We start from the raw sequence: 20,723 nt of genomic DNA on the forward strand, positions 1-20,723 counted from the left end.
CCATAACCACTGGAGGTATGCATCTTGAAAATCACCAGCGTCGACATAATCGAAGTAGCAAACTCCCTCAGATCGGCCAATAGCAAGTGGCGGCCGGTTGTAGTGCGCATTAACACCGATGAAGGCATATATGGATATGGCGAGGTTGGCCTGGCTTACGGGGTGGGCGCATCTGCAGGCTTTGGCATGGCAAAGGATCTGGCCAGGACCATCATAGGCAAGAATCCCATGAACAACGAGGCAATCTGGCACGACATGTACAGCAAGACCTTCTGGGGCCAGGGCGGCGGCGCCGTGGTATACGCAGGCTTCAGCGGCATCGACGCCGCATTGTGGGACATAAAAGGCAAGGCCCTTGGGGTTCCCCTCAGTGTTCTGCTGGGAGGCAAGTGCCGCGAGAAGATCAGAGCCTACGCAAGCCAGCTGCAGTTCGGGTGGGGGCGCAGCAAGGAAAAGCAGACCCTCATTGAGCCAGAGCAGTATGCCGCGGCAGCTCTCACAGCCATGGCCGATGGCTACACAGCCATCAAAGTGGATCCGCTAGGAATGGATCTGAACGGCAAATGGATTGGCTGGAATCTCACGGGCGTTCTATCTGCACAGCAGGTGCGCACTGGCTATAATCGCATCAAGGCAATCAGAGAAGCTGCAGGCCCTGATCTCGACATCATCGTAGAGATGCACGCGTTTACCGACACGACCTCGGCAATCCAGTTTGGCAGGGCAATCGAGGAATTGGGCGTGTTCTACTACGAGGAGCCCGTTACGCCTCTCAGCGCTGAGCAGATGAAGAAGGTAGCCGAGAAAGTAGACATACCTTTGGCAGGTGGAGAGCGAGTCTTCACGCGCTGGGGTTATCGCCCATTCTTCGAGAATGGCTCAATCGATGTGATCCAGCCTGACCTCGGAACCTGTGGAGGTGTGACCGAGGGCAAGAAGCTATGCGACATGGCTCACACATACGACGTCACAGTGCAGGCGCACGTGTGCGGAGGCCCCATGGCCACCGCCATTGCACTGCAGCTTGAAGCGGCCATACCCAACTTCATCATCCATGAGGTCCATCGCTATTCACTGCTTGAAGACAACATCAAGTCGTGCATATACGACTACCAGCCTGTAGACGGCTACTACGATGTTCCCAACCTGCCCGGCATTGGTCAGGATCTATCGCAAGACGTGCTCAGAGAGTCAATCGTCGAGACAGTCAAATAGTCCACAATGCAAGCTCAAGGGCCGTGGAGTCCACCTCCGCGGCCCAAACAGCGGCTCAAAGAGATCTCCCGCGTCGCCTATGAAGCAGACATAGCATCCTTCACTCAGGGCCATGTCAGTCTGCCCGTCCATTAGGCTATCGTAGATGATCTCCCCTTCGTTGGAGGACACGAGCACTCTGCCTCGAGATGGGATTTCGGTGCTGAACACGCCCTCCGTTTCGATCTTCCGCCATTCGTTGTATCCGTCTTTTCCTATGGAGATCTTGTCGCCGCGGTGCAACGGTGTGGTTCCAGACGCATCCGAGAACACTAATCCGCCTGCCTTGAGCCACAGCTCCCCAGCGTGTTCGAACATCGTGGGCTCAACCAGATCTCGTGCGTGCGGGAGCGCCATGGACGCAGTATGTGAGGCTTCGCGGAAGCCACGTTCGGTTTCCGAACGCACTGCCAACAAATCCCGCATCGCTTCGTTTGAGCTCCTCTGCGCAGTCGGCAGCGCTCCCATTTGATGTTGACTGTATGTGAGTGGTGCAACAGACGGCCGAGGATTGCGCCTGCTGTCACCGGATCTCCAACACATTGGCGATCCGGCGCCCTGAGTCCTGGGCATCCTAAGCCATCTCATCATTCCCACAGCCAATCCTGTGTGTAGTACGGAATTCGTACAGGTTCGCCGTGCAACCAGTACGGAATTCGTACCACCCTAGGCCTCATTCGTCGAAAATCGGGATCTAGAGAGCGCGGCAACACCTATATAGCGGTAGTATATGCTTATAATGTATGCGGATAGGCTATATTTGGAATCACTGAGCAGCTTTTGAGGCTTGTCCGCCGGTTTTGCCTTCAGCGTTGTACGGAATCCGTACTGGTATCCGGTGTTGGCAGTACGAATTCCGTACAGGTCGCTCCATAAAGCTTGCCTAGGGAATTCTGTCCGGGTTTCGGTTAGCGCAGCACCCACGGCACGCCATGGCACGATGCAGTGTGGGGCGGAGAAGCAAAGCGCCAGCAGTTCAGCACAATGCGGCCCAGCCAGCACAGTGCGGCAAATCAGGTCTATTATGAGGTCTTCGTCTCATCGCAATCTCGCTTTGCAGATTTCGACTTTGAGGGCATCACTTACGGGTTCATTCCCTCGAAATTCGACGACGGAATGATTGAGCCAAACGGCACTGAAGGTATTCGCGTGATTGACCTGGAGCGTACAGTGGTTGATAGCACAGGCAAGAGTACGCGCTATCTTCAGCCGGAAACGTCAAGTGAGAGCACCTATAGCCGGAGGCGGAGATTGGCTGCCCCGAAGGATCCATTCCACATGTACGAGCAAGTAGGCGATGAACCTGTCTGGTTACAGCAAGAATCTCCTTGCCAAGCGCTCGGAGGACACTGGTTTCGTGCGTGACACCCTCATTCAACTTGCCTCGCCTACCTGTTGACATTTCTCGGCGCATTTTGGGTAGATGAACTGACTCACCACAGAATTCGCACCGACCTGCTCCCGGTCTTGCGGCGCACAGAACACTTCGCCGTGGACGCCGCCAAGGCTCGGGTGATCGGTTTCATAAAGGAGCTTATGGTGCTGACGCCGCAGGAACAGGGGTTCGTGACTTCTGACAGTCTCAGAATCACACCAGATGACACGCGACGGAGTGACCACCCTCGATCTCCCTTAGAACGGGCCGAACCTCCCGGCACACGGGCTTCGCTCTGCTGCATCTCTTCTCGAATCTGCAACAATCCGGAGGGTTGATGGGGCTCGGAACATCGCCTTCGAGCAGGAGCCGCTGCCGTGATCTCTCCGTTCGCGGATCCGGGGTAGGCGCCGCCGACAGGAGAGCCTGCGTATATGGGCGAAGCGCGTTCACGTACAGCTGATCAGAGTCGGCGATCTCCACTATGCTCCCAAGGTACATCACAGCCACCTGGTGCGATACATACTTCACCATTCTGAGATCGTGCGAAATGAACAGGTAGGTCAGGTTGAACTCCCTTTGAAGGTCCATCAGGAGGTTCACGATCTGTGACTGGATGGAAACGTCCAGGGCGGAGATAGGCTCGTCGCACACTAGGAACTCCGGTTCGACGGCGAGCGCTCGCGCGATGCCAATTCGCTGCCGCTGCCCGCCGCTGAACTCGTGAGGGAATCTCCCTGCATGATCCCTACTCAGGCCCACGAGGCTGAGGAGTTCGTTCACTTTATCCAGTCGTTCCCGTCGCCCGCCCATCCTGTGAATATCCATGCCCTCGCCGATGATGTCCCCAACGGTCATCCTTGGGTTGAGGGAGGCGTAGGGATTCTGAAAAATCATCTGCGCCCTCTTGCGGAACTCCTTAAGATCCTGCCCACGGAGGGAATGAATATCCTTGCCATCGAACATTACTCTGCCGCCTGTGGCCTCGTACAGCCTGACCGCCACCCTGCCGGTCGTGGTTTTCCCGCATCCGCTCTCGCCAACGAGACCCAGAGTCGACCCTTTATGGATTGAGAACGACACGTCATCTGCGGCTTTGAGGACCCTGTTCCTGCCGCAGCTGAAGTACTTCCTCAGGTTCACTGCTTCAACGAGAGGCCCTGATGCATCCATCACTTAACGAGCACCTCCCGCGGCGCCATCAGTGGCATTGCCTCTGGGTGCGCAAGCCAGCATGCCGCCTTGTGCGGCGTTGCATCCCCAGTTCCAGTTTCCACGCCATACTCACCTGGGTATCTATCGTAGCACACTCTCATGGCTTGCTCGCACCTTACCGCGAAGGCGCAGCCAGCCGGGGGCGCAAATAGATCCGGGGGGGTTCCGTCCACTGAGATTAGCCTCTGAGTCTTGTCCGAATCCAGTTTGGGCACCGACTTGAGGAGCCCCCAGGTGTAGGGGTGAGCAGGGTGATAGAACAGCTCGTCCGATGAGCCAGATTCGATGATCCTGCCAGCGTACATTACGAGGACTCTATCGGCGAGGTTCGCCACGATGCCCAGGTCGTGGGTGATAAGGATGATTGCAGTGCCGAATCTGTTCTGCAGATCCTTCATGAGTTCCAGGATCTGAGCCTGGATGGTGACATCAAGCGACGTTGTGGGCTCGTCTGCAATAAGCAGCTTGGGCCGGCACGCCAGCGCGAGAGCTATCATCACCCGCTGTCTCATGCCCCCGCTGAACTCGTGAGGGTACTGTCCGCCTCTGTGGGCAGGCTCTGGTATGCCAACCATCTCCAGCATCTCCACAGCGCGCATCTTCGCCTGCCTGCGCGAAAGGCGTTGATGCCTCGTGAGCACCTCCGCGATCTGATCGCCGATCCTCATCAAAGGATTGAGCGAGGTCATGGGGTCCTGAAAGATCATACCGATCTCGGAGCCGCGGTACTTCTCCATTTGCCTATCGGAGAGCGCAGTCAACTCCACCCCGTTGAACCTGATGGAACCGGCCCCGATCTTTCCGGGCGGGATCGGTATCAGGCTCATCAGGGTCTGCGCCGTGACCGTCTTGCCGCATGCGGATTCACCGACTATTGCTACGGACTCTCCGCAGTCTACATCGAACGATACTCCTCTTACCGCCCGCACTTCTCCGCCATATGTCCTGAAGGAGACCTCCAAGTCTCTAACTTCGAGCAATCGCTCCATTTGAACATCCCCAGTGCAATCGCAATGTTCTCACTCGATTGTCCCACGCAGAGTCGGATCGAGAGCGTCTCTGAGGCTATCTCCGAGTAGATTGAGGGACAGCATGGTCGTACTGATGAAGAAGGCCGGTATGAAGAGCTCCCACGGGTAGATGCGGAAACACTCGGCGCCGTATCTCGCAAGCTGACCCCAGCTGGGGTAGGGTGGCTGGACACCTAGGCCGATGAAGCTAAGGAAGGCCTCGGAGAAGATCGCCCGCGGGACTGCCATTGTGAGGTTCGTGATCAGCAGGCCGGATACGCTCGGCATCAAGTGCCTGAAGATGATCCGCATGTGCCCGGCGCCGAGGACCTCGGCGGCCAGGACGAACTCCTGTTCCTTCAGTTGGAGAATCTGACCTCTAACCATCCGAGCTGTGCCTATCCACCCGACAAGAACCATGGCCACGATCAGGCTTGTTATGCCGGGTCCGAGCACGAGCATGGCGAGGATTGCGATGATCATGTATGGGATGCCATACAGCACGTCGATCAACCTCATGATGATCATGTCGATGGCGCCGCCGAAATAGCCTGATACTCCCCCGATCACGACTCCCACCACTGAGTTGATGATAGCGGAGATGAACCCGATCGACAGCGAGACCCTTGCTCCGACCCACACCCGAGCCCACATGTCCCGTCCTAATGTGTCTGTTCCAAACCAGTGGGCGCGGGACGGAGGAAGGTCCATGTCCATGCTGTTGGTCCGGTAATCCCACTTCGCCATCACGGGGCCGATTAATGAAAGGACGACGTACAGGCATACGAGCACCAGCCCTGCCATCGCCACCTTATTGCCCCTCAGACGACGCCACGCGTCCTGGTAGTACGTGAGGCTCGGCCTTACTATTGCCTCCATGTTCTCCGCGTTCCTGCCCACTCGCGTCAGCATCTCCACGGTGATGGGCTCGGCCTGCTGTCGCATGTACATCACCGCCCTTCGCGCACGACTTTGATTCTGGGGTCTATGAACCCGTACAGGACGTCGACGATGAAGTTTGCGAAGATCAGGAAAATGCCGTAGAACACGGTCATGCCCAGGATCATTGAGTAATCGAGATTCTGAATGCCGAGGACGTACCACTTTCCCATGCCGGGAACGGCGAATATCAGTTCCACCACGAATGTGCCGGTGAGCACTGAGGCAGTGATCGGACCCAGCAGGGTCACCACCGGGAGAATGGCGTTTCGCACCTGGTGCCTCATTACGACCTGAAATGGGGACAAGCCCTTCGATTTCGCGGTCTTTACGTAATCTTGCGATACGACTTCGAGCATGCTTGACCGCATGATCCTGGATATCAGGGCCAGGGTGTAGAGGCTAAGAGCGAACACTGGAAGGATCGTGTGCCGGAAACTCTTCCACTGAGCTACCGGCAGAAGGTGCAGCTTGATCCCGAAGACGAACTGGAGCAGGTACCCGACCACGAAGTCTGGAACCGACACTCCAATGATGGCTATGATCATACACAGATAGTCCCATGCCTTGCCTCGGTTCAAAGCAGCGGCTATTCCCAGAATGAGTCCTATCGCAACTGCCAGAAGTATAGAGCGTATGCCGAGATCCGCAGAATATGGGAAAGCCTGAGCAATGATGTCGTTAATTCGCCGATTGGCGTATTTCATCGACGTTCCAAGGTCGCCTCTTGCCAGGTTGCCAAGGTACCGCAAGTACTGGATGTGAAGAGGTTTGTCCAGCCCATAGTAGTTCATCATGTTGTTCCTGACTTCGGGAGTCATCTTCTCACTGGTGAACGGATCGCCTGGCAAAAGCCTCACGAGAAGGAATACCAGCGTAACCAGGATGAGCAGTGTGAAGACTGACACGATGAACCTGTTGACGATGTACCTGAGCATGTGATCCCTCCAGTCAGGGCGGGCAGCGCCGCTCGGGAAGGGCGCTGCCCGCAGCTTACTGCCGCTCTCCACCGCTTGGCCGCCGCCTGCTTGGCCGCCGCCTGCTTGGCCGCCGGCTGAGCGCTACTTTACGGGGTCGAGATACGCATATACCAGGTCTGGGTCGGCGCCGATGTATGTCCTGACGACTCCCTTGAGGTTGTCGCTGCACAGCCACGCATCGCGACGGAACTGGAGGGGCACGAACACTGCCTCTTCGAGCAGGATCTTCTCTGCTTCGAACATGGCGTCGGCGCGCTTCTTTACGTCTGTAGTCGACCGGGCGAAATCCACCAGATCATCGTACTTCTTGTTGGACCAGCCAGCGTTGTACGTGGATGAGCTGATCCATAGTTCGAGGTAGGTCATGGGGTCATCGTAGTCGGGGCACCAGCCCTGGTAGACGCCTTGATAGTCGAAGGCTGTGTCCTGGGCCAGTTTCTGCTTATAGGGAACCTGCTTGATCGCGAAGTTGATGCCCAGGTTCTGCCTGTAGATGTCCTGCAATGCCTCAGCCATCAGTCTGGTGTAGGGGTCATCCTGGATCAGGAACTCTATCGTGATGTCCGATGCGTTCTTGATCCCCATCTCCTCCATGGCCTTCTTCAGATACTGCTGAGCCTTGGGAATGTCCCCCTTCTTCGGGTAGAAGTCAAGGGGGTATTCCTGCACGAACTTCTTCTCGATTCCAGAGACCACGGGGAGGATGTACCTGGTCGCCGGGTCATACACGCCCTTTGTGGCGCGATTGATGTAGGCCTCTCTATCGAGACCGCAGTTGAGGGCCTTGCGGAAGTTCTTGTTCTTGAGAATGGCCGGCCCGCTCTTGAGGTTGAGCTTGATCCAGTCATTCGCTCCGTTGTAGCGAAGTTGCGCCTTTCCCTTGGCCAGGTAGGTTGGTATCAGGTTGAGAGGTATGTTCACGATGTCGAGCTCGCCGTTCTCGAACATGTTGAATGCGGTGTTCGGATCGTTTATGATGGGGATCCTGATCTCGTCGAGCTTGATTGCATCCTTGTTCCAGTACTTCGGGTTTTTCACTAGGATCAGTTCCTCTTCGTGTTTCCACTCCTTCAGGATAAACGGGCCGTTGTACAGAAGCTTGTCGGCATCAGCTCCGTAGGCGTTGCCCCACTTAGCGACAAATTCACGTTTGGCGGGGTAGAAGAAGTAGAAATCCAGGTACCCGAGATAGTACGGGGCCGGGTTGATCAACCTTATCTGGAACGTCTTCTCGTCTATGGCCTTCACCCCCAGCTTGCTGGGGTCCTTCAGCTTGCCGGTGTTGAACTCCTCTGCGTTTTCAATATAATAGGCGGCCCATGCGTACTCGGCCGCGGTCTTCGGGTCGAGGAGCCGGATCATGCCATACTCGAAGTCGTACGCAGTAATCTTGGAGCCGTCGCTCCACGCCGCGTCCCTCAGATGGAATGTGTAGGTCTTGCCATCCGGCGAGATGTCCCAGCTCTTCGCGATGCCAGGCAGAATCTTGCCATCGTGCACTCTCACGAGGCCTTCCATGAAATGAGTGCCGATCGTGTTCGTAACGACCGACCAGGAATGCTGAGGATCGAGAGGCACCTCGGCCCCGATCGGCCACACAATCCGCTGCGCCTTTGGGGCGGCCCCCGCACTTGAGCCGCTCACGAGAGCGAGAAGGAGCATGCCCACGATGATCCAGAGAGATCTACCTTTCATCTGTCCGTCCTCCTTTCGATTCCGAGAGAGCCAGCCTGGTCCGGGTATCTGTGTGAGTCCTCACTTCCATTCGTTGCCTTAGTCTCGCCCCCTACCGCCTAGGTTGTGCCTAGAGCACTATGAGTTCCTTGGGCGAAAGCGTAAGCGGCTCACAGCCATCCTCCTTCACGACTACAGTGTCTTCTATCCTAACGCCTCCCCACTTTGGCAGGTACAGTCCGGGCTCCACGGTAATGACGTTTCCAGCTGCAAGCGTCTTGTCGCATTTGGGCGACATGAATGGCTCCTCATGGATCTCAAGCCCCACCCCGTGCCCCAGACCATGCCCGAAGAAGTCCCCAAAACCGGCAGCTATGATGACGTCCCTCGCGGAGCGGTCAGGATCCGTTCCCTTCACACCCGCACTAACATGGAGGAGCCCTTCCTCCTGCGCATTCCTCACAATCTCGTAGATCTGCTTCTGCGTGTCGTTGGCTCGCCCCATGACCACCGTTCTCGTCATGTCGGACCTGTAGCCGCCGTACAATGCCCCGAAGTCCATTGTGATGAAATCGCCGTATTCGATCTTGCGCCGGGATGGAACGGCGTGGGGCAGGGACGACCTGGGTCCAGACGCAATGATTGTAGGAAAGCCGACCGCAGAGGCGCCGGCCCTCCTCATGAAGTAGTCCAGTTCGACTTCTATCTCTTTCTCCTCAATTCCCACCTTTACGATCTCAAGGATATAACCGAACGCTTCGTCGGCAATCCTGGCCGCCTTCGCAATGAGCTCGATCTCATAGTCATCTTTCACGTACCGCAGATCCTCCACGATTCCGACCGTGGGGATGAGCTGCGCTTCAAGGCCTGCATTCACCAGCTTCTCATGGAAACCGAATGTGACTGAGCTTTTCTCAAAGCCGAGCCTATGCACCCCATGTTTTGCTGCCAACTCCTTCAGGATCTCCTCCAACGCAGGATACGGGAACCTGTGGCGCACGATCTCAAAACCTTCGCATTCATCCTCTGCCTGCTCTGTGAAACGGGAATCGGTTATGAACACCCTGGCCGCAGATGACAGGAAGACATATGACTCCGAACCCGTGAATCCGCTCACATATCTGATGTTTGGCTCACTCGTGATAAGCAGGGCGTCAACACTGTACGATTCCAGGCTGCTTGCTGCTTGTTCGCATCTCTTCATAGACGATCAATACTCCCCTTACGGCGTGTTTGCGACCGCGCCTGGCATCGGCGCGACCCTCACAAGACTGGGGCTGGGGCGCGAGCCTTTCCCGTTTTCCTATTGCAGGATCCGTGCCATCCCGGGGCAACTGCACACTTGTTGAGGAAGGAGCGGCAAGACGTGGCAAGAAGCGACGGCGAGGGAACGCGAAGCGGTCCACCGCAGCCGCATGTTTCTCACGTGAGACGAGATTCGGTCTCACACGAGAAACTGAGAAATCGGAGGGCGCTTGGGAACGGGGGATTACAGGTTGTACTCTCGGAGTTTGCGATAGAGCGTCGCTCTGCTTATTCCGAAGGCGGCCGCCATGGCCTCCTTCGCGTGAGTAGAGCGACCGTAGCGTGAAAGCGCCTCTTGCAGATCACTCCGGGTTATGGCGCACCTCGACGAACGGAGTCCGTTCGGGCATGCCGGAAGGCCTGGATCCAGTCTGGCGGCAGCGGCGGGGTCTGCGGAAGAGGAGCATAGGATCTGGGGCGGCAGGCAATCGACATCGATGACCGGTCCCGTCACAAGGTTTACAGCGTATTCCAGGGCATTTGACAGCTCTCTGATGTTGCCCGGCCAGCTGTAGCGCGCGAGCGCGGCCATGGCTGCGGGCGACACGGACATTGCCGCCTTACAGAGGGCGCGGGAGTACCTGGCGACAAAGTAAGCCGCGTACTCGCGGATATCCTCCTTATGCTCACGGAGCGGCGGCATGACTATTGGGATCACGGCCAGACGATAGAACAGGTCGGGCCGGAACTCGCCAAGCAACGACATCCGGCGCAGATCCCTGTTGCTGGCTGCGATGATCCTTATGTCGATGGGCACCGTCCTCCTGCTGCCAAGACGGTCCACTCCTCGCTCCTCAACGGCCCGGAGCAGCTTGACCTGAAGGTGAAGAGGCATGTCTCCGATCTCATCGAGAAACAGCACGCCCTCATGGGCCAGTTCAAACTTGCCGGGCTTCCCGCCGCGCTTTGCCCCGGTGAATGCGCCCTCCTCGTATCCAAAGAGCTCGCTTTCGAGGATCGACTCTGGGATAGCGGCGCAGTTCACAGCGACGAATGGGCCCTTCCGACGGGCGCTTTCAAAGTGAATGGCCCGGGCGAGCAGTTCCTTTCCAGTCCCGCTCTCTCCTTGAATCAGGACTGTTGAATCGCTCGAGGCGATGCGGGCGGCAATCTTCTTCACATGAGTGATCGCAGGGCTTGAGCCGAGGATGTCATCGAAAGTGGAGTGCCTTTCACTGCGAATGTAGTTTGCGACCATCCTGGGAATCTCCTCGATCCCGCGGAAGGTGAGAACATGTCCGTGGGGGTACGAGTCGTCCGCTATCGGCCTCACCGTCGCAAGCCAATACTCCTTCTCCCCCCGGATGCACGAATACGTCTCGCACTCGGACGAATTGGAGTCTCGCAGCGCATCGATGCCTAGCTGGGGAAAGACATCACTCACCGGGCACGAAACGAGCCGCTCTCGTGTAACCTTGAGAAAACGCGCGGCGGACTGGTTGGCGTGGAGCACCACTCCGGAGCTGTCGATAGTGAGCATGCCGTCGTTCACAGAGTTAATTACAGTGTCGAACTGCCTTGCCAGGCTCGCAGCCCTGTCCGCCTGTTGCCTCTCGTTGAACGCACGGGAGATCAGGTCGGTCATCCTCTCGAGGAAATTGACCCACCTTTGGATATCGCCCAGGAGGATCTCCTTCTGCGGCGTTGAGCAGGCCACGAGGATGACGCAGCCTGCCGGCCGACCCCCGATGATCATGGGACAGATGATGTCGGCGACGTCGGTGCATTTCTCCTTCTGTGTGCACGGGAGGCATATCTCGTCGTGAGGCGGATTCGCGATAACCATGGTCCGCCCCTGGGAGAGCGCCCGCGCCGACACGGTGCTCCTCTCGAGTGTCCGCCCTATGTGCCTGGCGTACTTGCCTGAGCCTACCACAGTCAGCAGGTTCTCATCGACCATGCCGACCTCTACTCCGATCACGGCGCCGATTGCGTCCGCAACCGCCTGCGCGAAGCCTTGCACCTCCATGAGAACGGTCATGGCCATCAGCCCTCTCTGGCAATGCAGGGAAATCAGTCCACCTGAATAGTATGGTGTTCCATGTGTATTGACTATTTCCTTCCGCTTCTATGTGAACAGGTGGTTCTTATGCCCGCCAGTGGATCCCTAACGCCCCAGCACCTCTGAAACCGCTCTCAACAGGCACTCATTCTCTGCCCTCGTGCGAACGGCAATACGCATGTGGTATTCGTTCAGAAACGGAAAATCGCTGCAATCGCGCACCAGAATGCCCCGGGCCGCCAGGGCTTCTCCTGCCTTCCGCGCCGTCATCCCGCTGATCTCGAGGTCAAGCAGTATGAAATTGGCAGCAGACGGGAATGCTCTGATGCCGAATCTCTTGCCCAGATCGTGCAGGCCATCCATGAAGAATGCCCGCTCCACCTCAACATATGCTCTGGTAAAATCGATGTATTCCTGGTCTCGCAACGAGGCTACAGCTGCAATCTGGGCTAAGCAGTTTACGCTCCACATCTGCTGCCTTAGTCGCAGTTCGCGAGCGACGCCTGGCTGGGTAATGGAGTATCCAACCCGAAGGCCTGGAAGGGCGAAGAACTTCGTGAGAGAGCCGATGATGGCTAACTTGCGTCTGGTAGAAACCTCTTGGCGCACCGAGTACATCTCGGGATTGTCGACAAAGTCCATGAAAGACTCATCCACTACAACGGTGACGTCGCGCTCGTCTGAAATATCCAGTAGTTGCTCAACGGCATCTCGTCTCACTATGTTTCCTGTAGGGTTGTTGGGGTTGCATAGAAAAATCATATCTATTGCTTTGCAGTCCAGGTGCGCCTCAATGTCCGACAGGCCCAGCGTGAACCCGCCGCCGTCTTGCTTCTTGCTGAGCGGAATTCTGGCCACAGATCCTCCAACTTCCTTGACGGCGACCTCATACTCTGAGAAAGTGGGCGCCAAGACTAGAGCTGTGCGTGGCTTCGCAATGTTGGTCAGGAGATGGATTATCTCAACCGCGCCGTTCCCCACAACCAGGCAATCCGGATCCACTTGGAGATGCCGCGAAAGCTCCTCCCTCAGCTCAACACAGTCGGGGTCAGGGTAATGGACTATGTTCTCAAGGCTGGCTCCTATGGCCTGCAACGCCTTTGGAGACGGGCCCAGGGGGTTGATGTTTGCACTGAAATCCATCAGTTCTCCAATAGAAACTCCCAAGCCTCGAGACTGCTTGTAGACGTTTCCTCCATGCACACTTGGGCCATCATTGCCCGTCGCGCCGCGAGTCTGACCCCACGTTTGACCCATTCTCAGCTCACCCCTCTCCGGTCCGAACACTAGCACTTCGTCACGCTAAAGCCGAAAGCCGCAATGCGGATGGCCACTCCCGTCAACATCGTCATGGCAGACGCGATATACATGAGCTTCACCGATTCCACGATGTGCTCGGGCTGCAGAGGTTCAGCTTCGTCTCCCATATATGAACGAAATGAGACTACACCCCTGTAGCTGTTGAACCCTCCCAAACGCACACCTAGGGCGCCTGCAACCGCTGCCTCTCCAATACCCGAGTTGGGGCTGGGGTGCTTTCTTCCGTCTCGGCGCATGACCCGCCATGCGCGTCGCCAGTCCTTCCCAGCAATCAAAGCTGCAGCAACCAGGAAAAGCCCTGTGATTCGGGCTGGAATGCAGTTCGCCACGTCGTCTAGCTTGGCTGACGCCCAGCCGAAGTCGATATAGCGTTCATCCTTGTATCCAACCATGGAATCCAAGGTGTTTACTGCCTTGTATGCCAAAGCCAGAGGCGCGCCGCCTATCAGGCCGAACACAAGGGGGGCGGCCACCCCGTCCGACGTGTTTTCCGCCACGGTCTCAACCGCTGCCCGGACAATCTCCGTGGTAGATAAGTCACAGGTGTCGCGTCCCACTATCATGCTCAGTGCTTTCCTAGCCTGAGGAATATCTCCGTCGGCCAATGGCGCATGCACCGCGCCTGCGGCGTCTGCCAGGCCCCGAGCCGCCAGGGTGGTGGAAAGCAGCCAAATGTGCAGAGCGCCGCCGGCGATGGGAGAGAGTGAATAGACTGCATCCAGCAGAGCTTTAGAGATGACATAGACCGCGGCGACGACGACAAATGCGAGCAGGGCCCCCATCAGCTTCTCCCTTCGGGGATTTACGGCATCATCGCGGCCATGACGCGGAGAAGAAGGCCGAAGGATCAGTTCAAGCTCGTGAATCGCCTGTCCCATCAGCACGACTGGATGTGTAGGCCTGCGCGGGTCTCCGATTAGCAGGTCTATCATGAACGCCACGACAACACGAGCGCCCAGGTTCATACGCGACCCTTCACATCCCCATTATTCGCATGAGCTCCGCCACATCAACACTCTCACTCACAACATCAGCCAGCCTATCACACGTTTTATCCAGCCCCGAAACATCACTGAAGGATCCTCCGCCATTGCCGCCCAGCGAATCCTCTTCTATCATTTTGAGATCGTGAACATATGGCAGCACTCCAAGGATCGGCTTGCCGGTCCGTTCCTCCAGAAACTCCAGTCCAGGCTGAAGCAGTGAGAAATCGCCTCTGAACTTGTTGATCACTAGCCCTCTGACCCGGTCCCTCTCATCGGGCTCTAGTAGATCAAGGGTGCCAACTATGGCAGCCAACACTCCTCCGGGGTCGATGTTTCCAACGAGTATCACTGGCGCGTTTGCCATCTTCGCAATTCTCATGTTGCAGATGTCCCTGTCTTTCAGGTTCACTTCGGCAGGGCTTCCGGCGCCCTCTATCACAACAATGTCATAAGCATCAACAAGCCGCCCAAGGGATTTCTGAATCTGCTCCAGAGCTGTCTTCACATATTTGTCCCTGTATTCCCTGGCTCCGGTTACTCCCACACTCCGACCTGCCAGTATTACCTCGCTGGTCATATCTCCCAGTGGTTTCAGCAACACAGGATTCATATCCACCGATGGCCGCACTCCTGCAGCAAGCGCCTGAAAAGCCTGAGCTGCGCTTATCTCACCGCCCCTGCCCTCCTCCTCAATCTCAATCACAACTGCACGTGTGGACATATTCTGGGATTTGAAAGGCGCCACGTTAAATCCTTCCCGGCGGAACACACGGCAGAGACCAGCGCACAGCGTGCTTTTCCCCGCCGATGACGTGGCGCCTTGAACCATAATGGTCACTGCAGGCAACGCTATCACCACTCTTTGATCTTATACTTACGAAGCAGATATATGAAAAACGGCCCACCAGCAAGTGATGTGATAATGCCCACTGGCAACTCCATCGGGGGAATGATGGATCTAGCCACAGTATCAGCTGACAGCATAAACACCGCACCCAGCAGGCAAGTGCTTGGGATGAGACGCCTATGGTCAGGTCCCACCAGCATCCTCATAAGGTGCGGAACTACCAGACCAACAAAGCCTATAATCCCGCCAGCCGCCACCGAAGAAGCTGTGAGGAGCGAGGCGGCCGCTACAAGCCATCTTGTGACTCTTGGCACATCAACCCCCAGGCCAAGCGCCTCTTCTTCTCCCAAAAGGATGGCATTGAGCTCCCGGGAGTAGAATAGGATAATCGCAAGCCCCACCACAAACCCTGGAAGCATCGAAAGAGTATGATCCCAATTTCTCCCTGAAAACCCGCCCATGAGCCAGAACACCAGCCCGTGGACTCCCTGCTGAGGCATGAGGAACATGAACAACGAAACCAGAGACGACAGAATCGAGCTGACCGCCACCCCGGCCAGGATCAGGTTCACCATCGAAGTCCTCTGGCTATTCCCTACCCTGGCCAGGTTTAACACCAGCGCCACAGCGGCTATAGAGCCGATGAAGGCAAAGAGCGGGATAGTCCCGGCTTTCAGAACATGGAAGGTCAGCGGCATCACCATGGCCACAGTCGCCCCGAAAGACGCGCCTGCCGAGGCCCCGATAACGTACGGATCTGCCATGGGGTTCCGGAAAAGCGCCTGATAGACGGTGCCTGATAGCGCCAGCGACGCGCCCACTAGGCCCGCCAGCACTATGCGGGGCATGCGGATCCTCAGTATGATCTCTTCTAAAGGGGTAGGATCGCCCCCAGACGCTCCACCGGTCATACCGGCACTGCCGATAGACGAGGTCAACCAACCCCATATCACATTGACAATCTCCCGTCCCGATATCTCCACCACTCCTATCCGCAAGGATAGCACGGAGACAAGGATCAAGGAGACTATCAACCCTGGCAGAAGCCATTTCCCCACATTCCTGCTGAGCCCGTCCCGCACTCGCCATCACCTCGCCATCACCGCGCGCTCGCCAAAGTCCCAGCCCAGTCTACCTAAAGAGATCAGGGTAAAGGGCCCTGGCAATCTCCAGAACGCCTTCGCCAACTCGCGGACCAGGCCTGGACACCAAGTTGTCGTCTACCAGGACAACATTCCCCTTCTTCACTGCGCTGATCGCCTGCCATCCCGGCTTGGCCTTGATTGTAACTGGATCTAACCCGCCTCCGCCATGCACCCGCGGCGCCATTATCACGTCGGGGTTCTTGGCAACTATGGCCTCAAGGCTGTAGGACGGATAATCCGAACTGGCGTCTTGGGTAATGCTGACTCCCCCAGCGCGGGAGATCATGTCGTTAAGCAGGGTTTTAGGGCCAATGCTCATGATTGGCTCATCCCAAACAAGGTAGAGAACCTTAAGCCGCTTGCCTTCAGGCAGCTTTGCAACGGCTTTCGTCACCTGGTCCATGGTCTTCTGAATCTGAGCAATCACCTTGTCAGCCTCGCCTTGAACTCCGGCGACTCTCGCAGCCATCCTGATGTCCTCCATCACGCCTTCCACAGACGACGCATTCTGGCACACGAACCTGATTCCGCGCTTCTCGAACTCCTGGGCAACCTTCATGTGCATCGTTGTGCCGAACACCACATCAGGAGCGAGCGACACGATCAGCTCCATGTTAGGGTCAGAAAACCCCCCGACCTTCGCCTTCTTAGCGGCCTCCGCAGGATAATCACAGAAAGTGGTTACGCCCACAACCTGATCTTCAAGGCCCAGCGAGTACAGGATCTCAGTCCAGCTAGGAGCGAGCGACACGAAACGCTGCGGTTTCTTGTCAATGACTACCTTCCGCCCCATATCGTCGGTAATCGAAAGTGGGTAGGGATCCGCAGCGCTGATCCTTGGCCCACCGACAACCGACATGGCGATAAGGACAATCAGGAGCGCCGATGCGAGTCTAGTCCATTTCTTCCCAGACATGTGAAACCACCCTTTCCTTCTTGCCTTTATGATCCTCGTGAGAAGACGTCAGTCCATTTGCCAGGCGGAATCGCGTTCACGTCTTCCACGACAACCACTCCCAAGACGAACCTCAGTGTATTGATGGCGCCCATAGCCTGCTGAATTGCTCCAAACTGCTCCAGGTTCCCGCTTAGATACATGGAAAGCGCAGCCCTTATGGGTCCTCCATGGGCAACAACCGCGCAAGACCCAGGTCTACTGGGCAACTCCCGTGCCAAGAGGTCGATGCATGGCAATACTCTGTCAGCGATCTGCTGCACCGACTCGCCTTGAGGAGGAACGAAGTCTACAGGATTCTCAAACCATCGTTCAACCTCTTCGGGGTAATTCGCCTGTATTTCGTCGAAGGTCAGCCTCTCCCAGAGCCCAAAAGAGCCTTCCCTCAAGTCAGGTTCGACTTTGAGCGCAACCCCAGCCCTTTCTGCGATTATCCTGGCAGTTTGGGCAGCCCTTAGCAGAGGGCTGGCATACACAATGGAAATCTCCTTACTTGCCAGGGCATTCGCAACCATCAACGCCTGGAACACTCCCTTGGATGTAAGCGGAGATCCCAATCCACTGACTAGGCCGGACCCCTCAAACTTCCTGAGCCTGGTTGCTTCAGTCTCGCCGTGACGTATCAGATAGATCTTGTGCATCATGTGCCTCAATCGACCTCAATCAGCCCAGATTAGCCCAAGTCAGCCCAGATTGGGCGAAGATCGCCAGTGATGCGAGCTCTGCAATCTCGCACAGAGTCCCATACACGTCGCCATTCACTCCGCCAAGGAATACGGAGATTCGGCAGCCCACAATCAGTGCCGCGCCTACTGCGCCTGCTGTGACTGCAATGGATATGGGACCTGCTGCCACATAGCACAGGGCAACAATGTACGCCGAGGCAACCCCGGCTTCTCCCAACCCCACCCTCTTGGCGAAGAGGCTCCCCATGCCTTGCCCGGGTGTGACAGGTGGAAAAGCAGTAAAGGCCCACACCAATGCCAGCCTTGACATGGCCGGCGAAAACACAAGCGACATCCAGCGCACACTGCCGCTCGTGGAGGCTATGAGGGCAATCTTGGCGGCGATCATGAACACGCAAGAGGCGGCCCCCATGGGCCCAACTCGGCTGTCATGCATGATCTCGATGGTCCGCTCACGCGTTCTGCCACTCATCATCCCATCGGCGGTATCCATCAAACCATCGATATGCATGCCCCCTGTGAGGAGAAACTCCACGAACAGTGCGACAATGGCAGAAAACCAAGGGCCCAAAGCACGCGCAGAGACTGCATCGGAGACCGCCATCAACAGCCCAATAGCAATTCCAACAGTGGGAAAGAAGATTGCGGAGCGGGCAATCTCATTCTCCGAAGGCAAGTCCCCCTGTCCCGCCGGCAACCTAGTCAAGAGAGAAAAGGCCATAACAAACCGGTTCGCAAGAATCCTCAAGGTCCTCATGGCCTAACCACCCGCCCCACATGGGCAACTGGCTTGCCAACACAGGCAGCCAGTTCCCGCCATTTTCGGTCTTCGCATGCAACCACGACGCACGTGGCTGGGCCAGCAGACTTGGTTACATCCACGCCAGCATCGTGCTCGAGTTCAGGTTCAGATTCCAGGCGAAACTCGAGGCCAGAGCCCTTCGCCAAGGCCTCCGCTTCAGCACGAATCCCCTGCGATCCCACGGGCACAATCTCATGAACCCAGTCGATCCCACCGAGAGCCCTGACTGCCTTGAGATCGGCAATCTCTGGATCATCCAGATTCACCTCGTCTCCTACCTTGGGCAGACCTACACAGACTACGGCATCGCCATCCATGGCGCGAGCAACCTTCAGTCTTGATCCTTCCGCGATTCCGATGGCAGTGATACCCATCCCAGTCTGGGATGTGGGCATGTTTTTCTCCATGCTTCCGATCACAGCGAGTTCAGGGTCGAGTCCGGCAATGGTTGCTTCCTCCCGAATCCCCCTCAGAATCTCGTCGCCCGTCGGCTCTTTCTCCACACATAAGGTATCTACCAGTAGCATCGCCTCTGCTCCACATGCCACGATCTCCATCAGGGGCACCCTGGCGGTGAACCGTCCTACGACGTACCCAGAGGCCTTGACCACATCCGCATCCTTGGGGCCGATGGCGCCGCACGAGTCACATGCCACAACAAGGGCCTGTCCACAAGGCATGTTGGATATCAGGAGGTCTCTGATCCGTTCCAGACTGGGAAGCACTCCTGCAGCAGCAGCCGAAGCGTTGCCGCAACCACCCCTCACCTTTATGGGGATCCCCGCTACACACATGTAGACCTCGTCGGCATGGGCAGAGACTATCTGGTTTGCCCACCCGAGAATGTCCCTGAACAGACGACCCAAGGGATATGCCGGCACAACTCCGCTGCCCACCTCGTTTGTGACCATCACAACATGCGAACCCGCCTTGGCAGCCGCTGAAGCCGCCTTTGCCAGCCTGGTGACTTCCTTCAGCACATTCTCCGTCTTGGCCGCATCAGACAGGTCTTCCGCCTGCCTCAGGAGGTGGTTGCTTGCAAATACTCCTAAGCAATCAATGAGGATAGCATCGTGCTCGCCCGTCTCAGCCTCTATAACACTCGCGACATCCAGGGGTTCCTCCACAGTAACCCACGACACAGGCCTTCGTTTCCTGTGCATCTCAACTCGGGCACGCATCTCGTCGTCTAGGGCCTCGCACGTAGCTGCGTAAAGCACCCTGTCCCCTGCGCATGCCGCCAGCTTCTCACCAAATGCGCTCTTTCCGCTTCGAGCGCCCCCGGTAACGAGAGTCAGTCTCCCATACTTGCCTTTTTCCACAGCACTTCTCCTTGTCTTAATGCCAGAACGCGGCGCCATCAACGGAGTCTTGTGGACGGGATGGTCGGTCACAAAGACCCTATCCCCGTACACACCAGTGACGTTCTCCTGGGTGAAGACGCTTCCGGGCGCGCCATGTGAATGGACTCCCCCATCTGTAATCATCAGGATTTCATCGCAATACATAGACGCGAGGCTCAGGTCGTGAAACACCCCGGCCACGGTTATTCCACACTCCGAACTCATCTTCTGCACCAAATCCAGGATCTCAACTTGATACCCCATATCAAGGTGTGATGTGGGTTCATCCAATAGCAGTATCTGCGGTTCCTGGGCAAGGGCGCGCGAAATGGCAGCACGTTGCCGCTCTCCTCCGCTAAGCGATGTAACGCGTCTTTGGGCCAAGTTGCCAATGCCAGTTGCTTTCATGGCCCACCCAACAGTCTCCCGATCGCCGTTGGTTTCACGCGCGAATCTGTTGAGATGGGGAAGCCTCCCCAGCATTACGAACTCCTCTAGCGTGAAGTCAAATTGTACCTGAGTGTCTTGGGGGACCACGGCAATGACCTTTGCGATCTGATCACGCTTCAGGCTTGCGATATCGCGTCCACTGGGCCCGCCCAGAAGAACCTGGCCACGCGATGGCTTGAAAAGCCCAGCCATACACTTCAGCAATGTGGTCTTTCCGGCCCCATTAGGACCCACGATTCCGAGGAAATGCCCGGATTCCAGGCTAAACGACACGTCGGAAAAGACACTTTGAGCGCCATATGAGAAGCTGAGACCGCGTACAACAATGCCCCCGTCCAATTGCCTCACTACCCGCTCACAAACTTTGCTAACCAAGGCCTCTCCGATATCTCGGATGAAAAGCAAAAGCCAAAAACCCCTGCCTCAAGAGAAGGC

At 56.8% G+C, this 20,723-nt stretch carries 17 protein-coding genes and 1 pseudogene; 1 reads left to right on the top strand and 17 read right to left on the bottom strand.

Annotated elements, in window-relative coordinates:
* Positions 1-24 precede the first annotated feature (24 nt).
* Positions 25-1,215 (top strand): mandelate racemase/muconate lactonizing enzyme family protein, encoded by a 1,191-nt coding sequence (locus VB144_01420; protein ID MEA4882315.1) that lies wholly within the window; start codon positions 25-27, stop codon positions 1,213-1,215.
* Here the strand turns inward: VB144_01420 and VB144_01425 are convergent.
* From VB144_01425 to cobU, 17 genes and pseudogenes are all read right to left on the bottom strand, one after another.
* Positions 1,192-1,680, bottom strand: a complete 489-nt coding sequence (locus tag VB144_01425; protein ID MEA4882316.1) for a hypothetical protein — start codon at positions 1,678-1,680, stop codon at positions 1,192-1,194. The genes VB144_01420 and VB144_01425 overlap by 24 nt on opposite strands.
* A 29-nt stretch (positions 1,681-1,709) precedes the next feature.
* Positions 1,710-1,787: pseudogene (locus VB144_01430) on the bottom strand (transposase).
* Positions 1,788-2,842: 1,055 nt separating this feature from the next.
* Positions 2,843-3,802, bottom strand: a complete 960-nt coding sequence (locus VB144_01435) for an ABC transporter ATP-binding protein (GenBank protein MEA4882317.1) — start codon at positions 3,800-3,802, stop codon at positions 2,843-2,845.
* Positions 3,802-4,833, bottom strand: a complete 1,032-nt coding sequence (locus VB144_01440) for an ABC transporter ATP-binding protein (GenBank protein ID MEA4882318.1) — start codon at positions 4,831-4,833, stop codon at positions 3,802-3,804. The genes VB144_01435 and VB144_01440 overlap by 1 nt, the downstream gene beginning before the upstream one ends.
* A gap of 30 nt (positions 4,834-4,863) precedes the next feature.
* The gene (locus VB144_01445) at positions 4,864-5,799 is read right to left on the bottom strand and encodes an ABC transporter permease (GenBank protein ID MEA4882319.1); all 936 of its coding nucleotides are present in this window, start codon (positions 5,797-5,799) and stop codon (positions 4,864-4,866) included.
* Between the two features lie 5 nt (positions 5,800-5,804).
* A complete protein-coding gene (locus VB144_01450; GenBank protein MEA4882320.1) occupies positions 5,805-6,731 on the bottom strand; it encodes an ABC transporter permease in 927 nt (308 codons plus the stop codon).
* Positions 6,732-6,854: 123 nt separating this feature from the next.
* Positions 6,855-8,468 carry a peptide ABC transporter substrate-binding protein gene (locus VB144_01455; protein ID MEA4882321.1) on the bottom strand — a complete coding sequence of 538 codons (1,614 nt, stop codon included), beginning with the start codon at positions 8,466-8,468 and terminating at the stop codon, positions 6,855-6,857.
* Positions 8,469-8,577: 109 nt separating this feature from the next.
* Positions 8,578-9,651, bottom strand: coding sequence for a Xaa-Pro peptidase family protein (locus VB144_01460; GenBank protein MEA4882322.1), 1,074 nt, complete (start codon positions 9,649-9,651; stop codon positions 8,578-8,580).
* A gap of 285 nt (positions 9,652-9,936) precedes the next feature.
* Positions 9,937-11,733: a sigma 54-interacting transcriptional regulator gene (locus VB144_01465; GenBank protein ID MEA4882323.1), complete on the bottom strand. Its 1,797-nt coding sequence runs from the start codon at positions 11,731-11,733 to the stop codon at positions 9,937-9,939.
* Between the two features lie 126 nt (positions 11,734-11,859).
* Positions 11,860-13,011, bottom strand: coding sequence for a threonine-phosphate decarboxylase CobD (cobD, locus tag VB144_01470; protein ID MEA4882324.1), 1,152 nt, complete (start codon positions 13,009-13,011; stop codon positions 11,860-11,862).
* Positions 13,012-13,040: 29 nt separating this feature from the next.
* Complete coding sequence (cbiB, locus tag VB144_01475) at positions 13,041-14,039, bottom strand: adenosylcobinamide-phosphate synthase CbiB (protein ID MEA4882325.1); 999 nt, start codon at positions 14,037-14,039, stop codon at positions 13,041-13,043.
* A gap of 10 nt (positions 14,040-14,049) precedes the next feature.
* A complete protein-coding gene (locus tag VB144_01480) occupies positions 14,050-14,889 on the bottom strand; it encodes a cobyric acid synthase (protein ID MEA4882326.1) in 840 nt (279 codons plus the stop codon).
* A 23-nt stretch (positions 14,890-14,912) separates the two neighbouring features.
* The gene (locus VB144_01485) at positions 14,913-15,989 is read right to left on the bottom strand and encodes an iron ABC transporter permease (GenBank protein MEA4882327.1); all 1,077 of its coding nucleotides are present in this window, start codon (positions 15,987-15,989) and stop codon (positions 14,913-14,915) included.
* Positions 15,990-16,038: 49 nt separating this feature from the next.
* The gene (locus tag VB144_01490; protein ID MEA4882328.1) at positions 16,039-16,968 is read right to left on the bottom strand and encodes a cobalamin-binding protein; all 930 of its coding nucleotides are present in this window, start codon (positions 16,966-16,968) and stop codon (positions 16,039-16,041) included.
* 26 nt (positions 16,969-16,994) lie between these two features.
* Positions 16,995-17,648, bottom strand: coding sequence for a histidine phosphatase family protein (locus tag VB144_01495; protein MEA4882329.1), 654 nt, complete (start codon positions 17,646-17,648; stop codon positions 16,995-16,997).
* Between the two features lie 22 nt (positions 17,649-17,670).
* Positions 17,671-18,450 carry an adenosylcobinamide-GDP ribazoletransferase gene (gene cobS, locus VB144_01500; protein ID MEA4882330.1) on the bottom strand — a complete coding sequence of 260 codons (780 nt, stop codon included), beginning with the start codon at positions 18,448-18,450 and terminating at the stop codon, positions 17,671-17,673.
* Positions 18,447-20,693: a bifunctional adenosylcobinamide kinase/adenosylcobinamide-phosphate guanylyltransferase gene (gene cobU / locus VB144_01505; GenBank protein ID MEA4882331.1), complete on the bottom strand. Its 2,247-nt coding sequence runs from the start codon at positions 20,691-20,693 to the stop codon at positions 18,447-18,449. The genes cobS and cobU overlap by 4 nt, the downstream gene beginning before the upstream one ends.
* Positions 20,694-20,723: the final 30 nt, after the last annotated feature.

It is taken from the genome of Clostridia bacterium, assembly GCA_034926675.1.
Lineage (GTDB): Bacteria > Bacillota > DTU025 > DTU025 > DTU025 > JAYFQW01.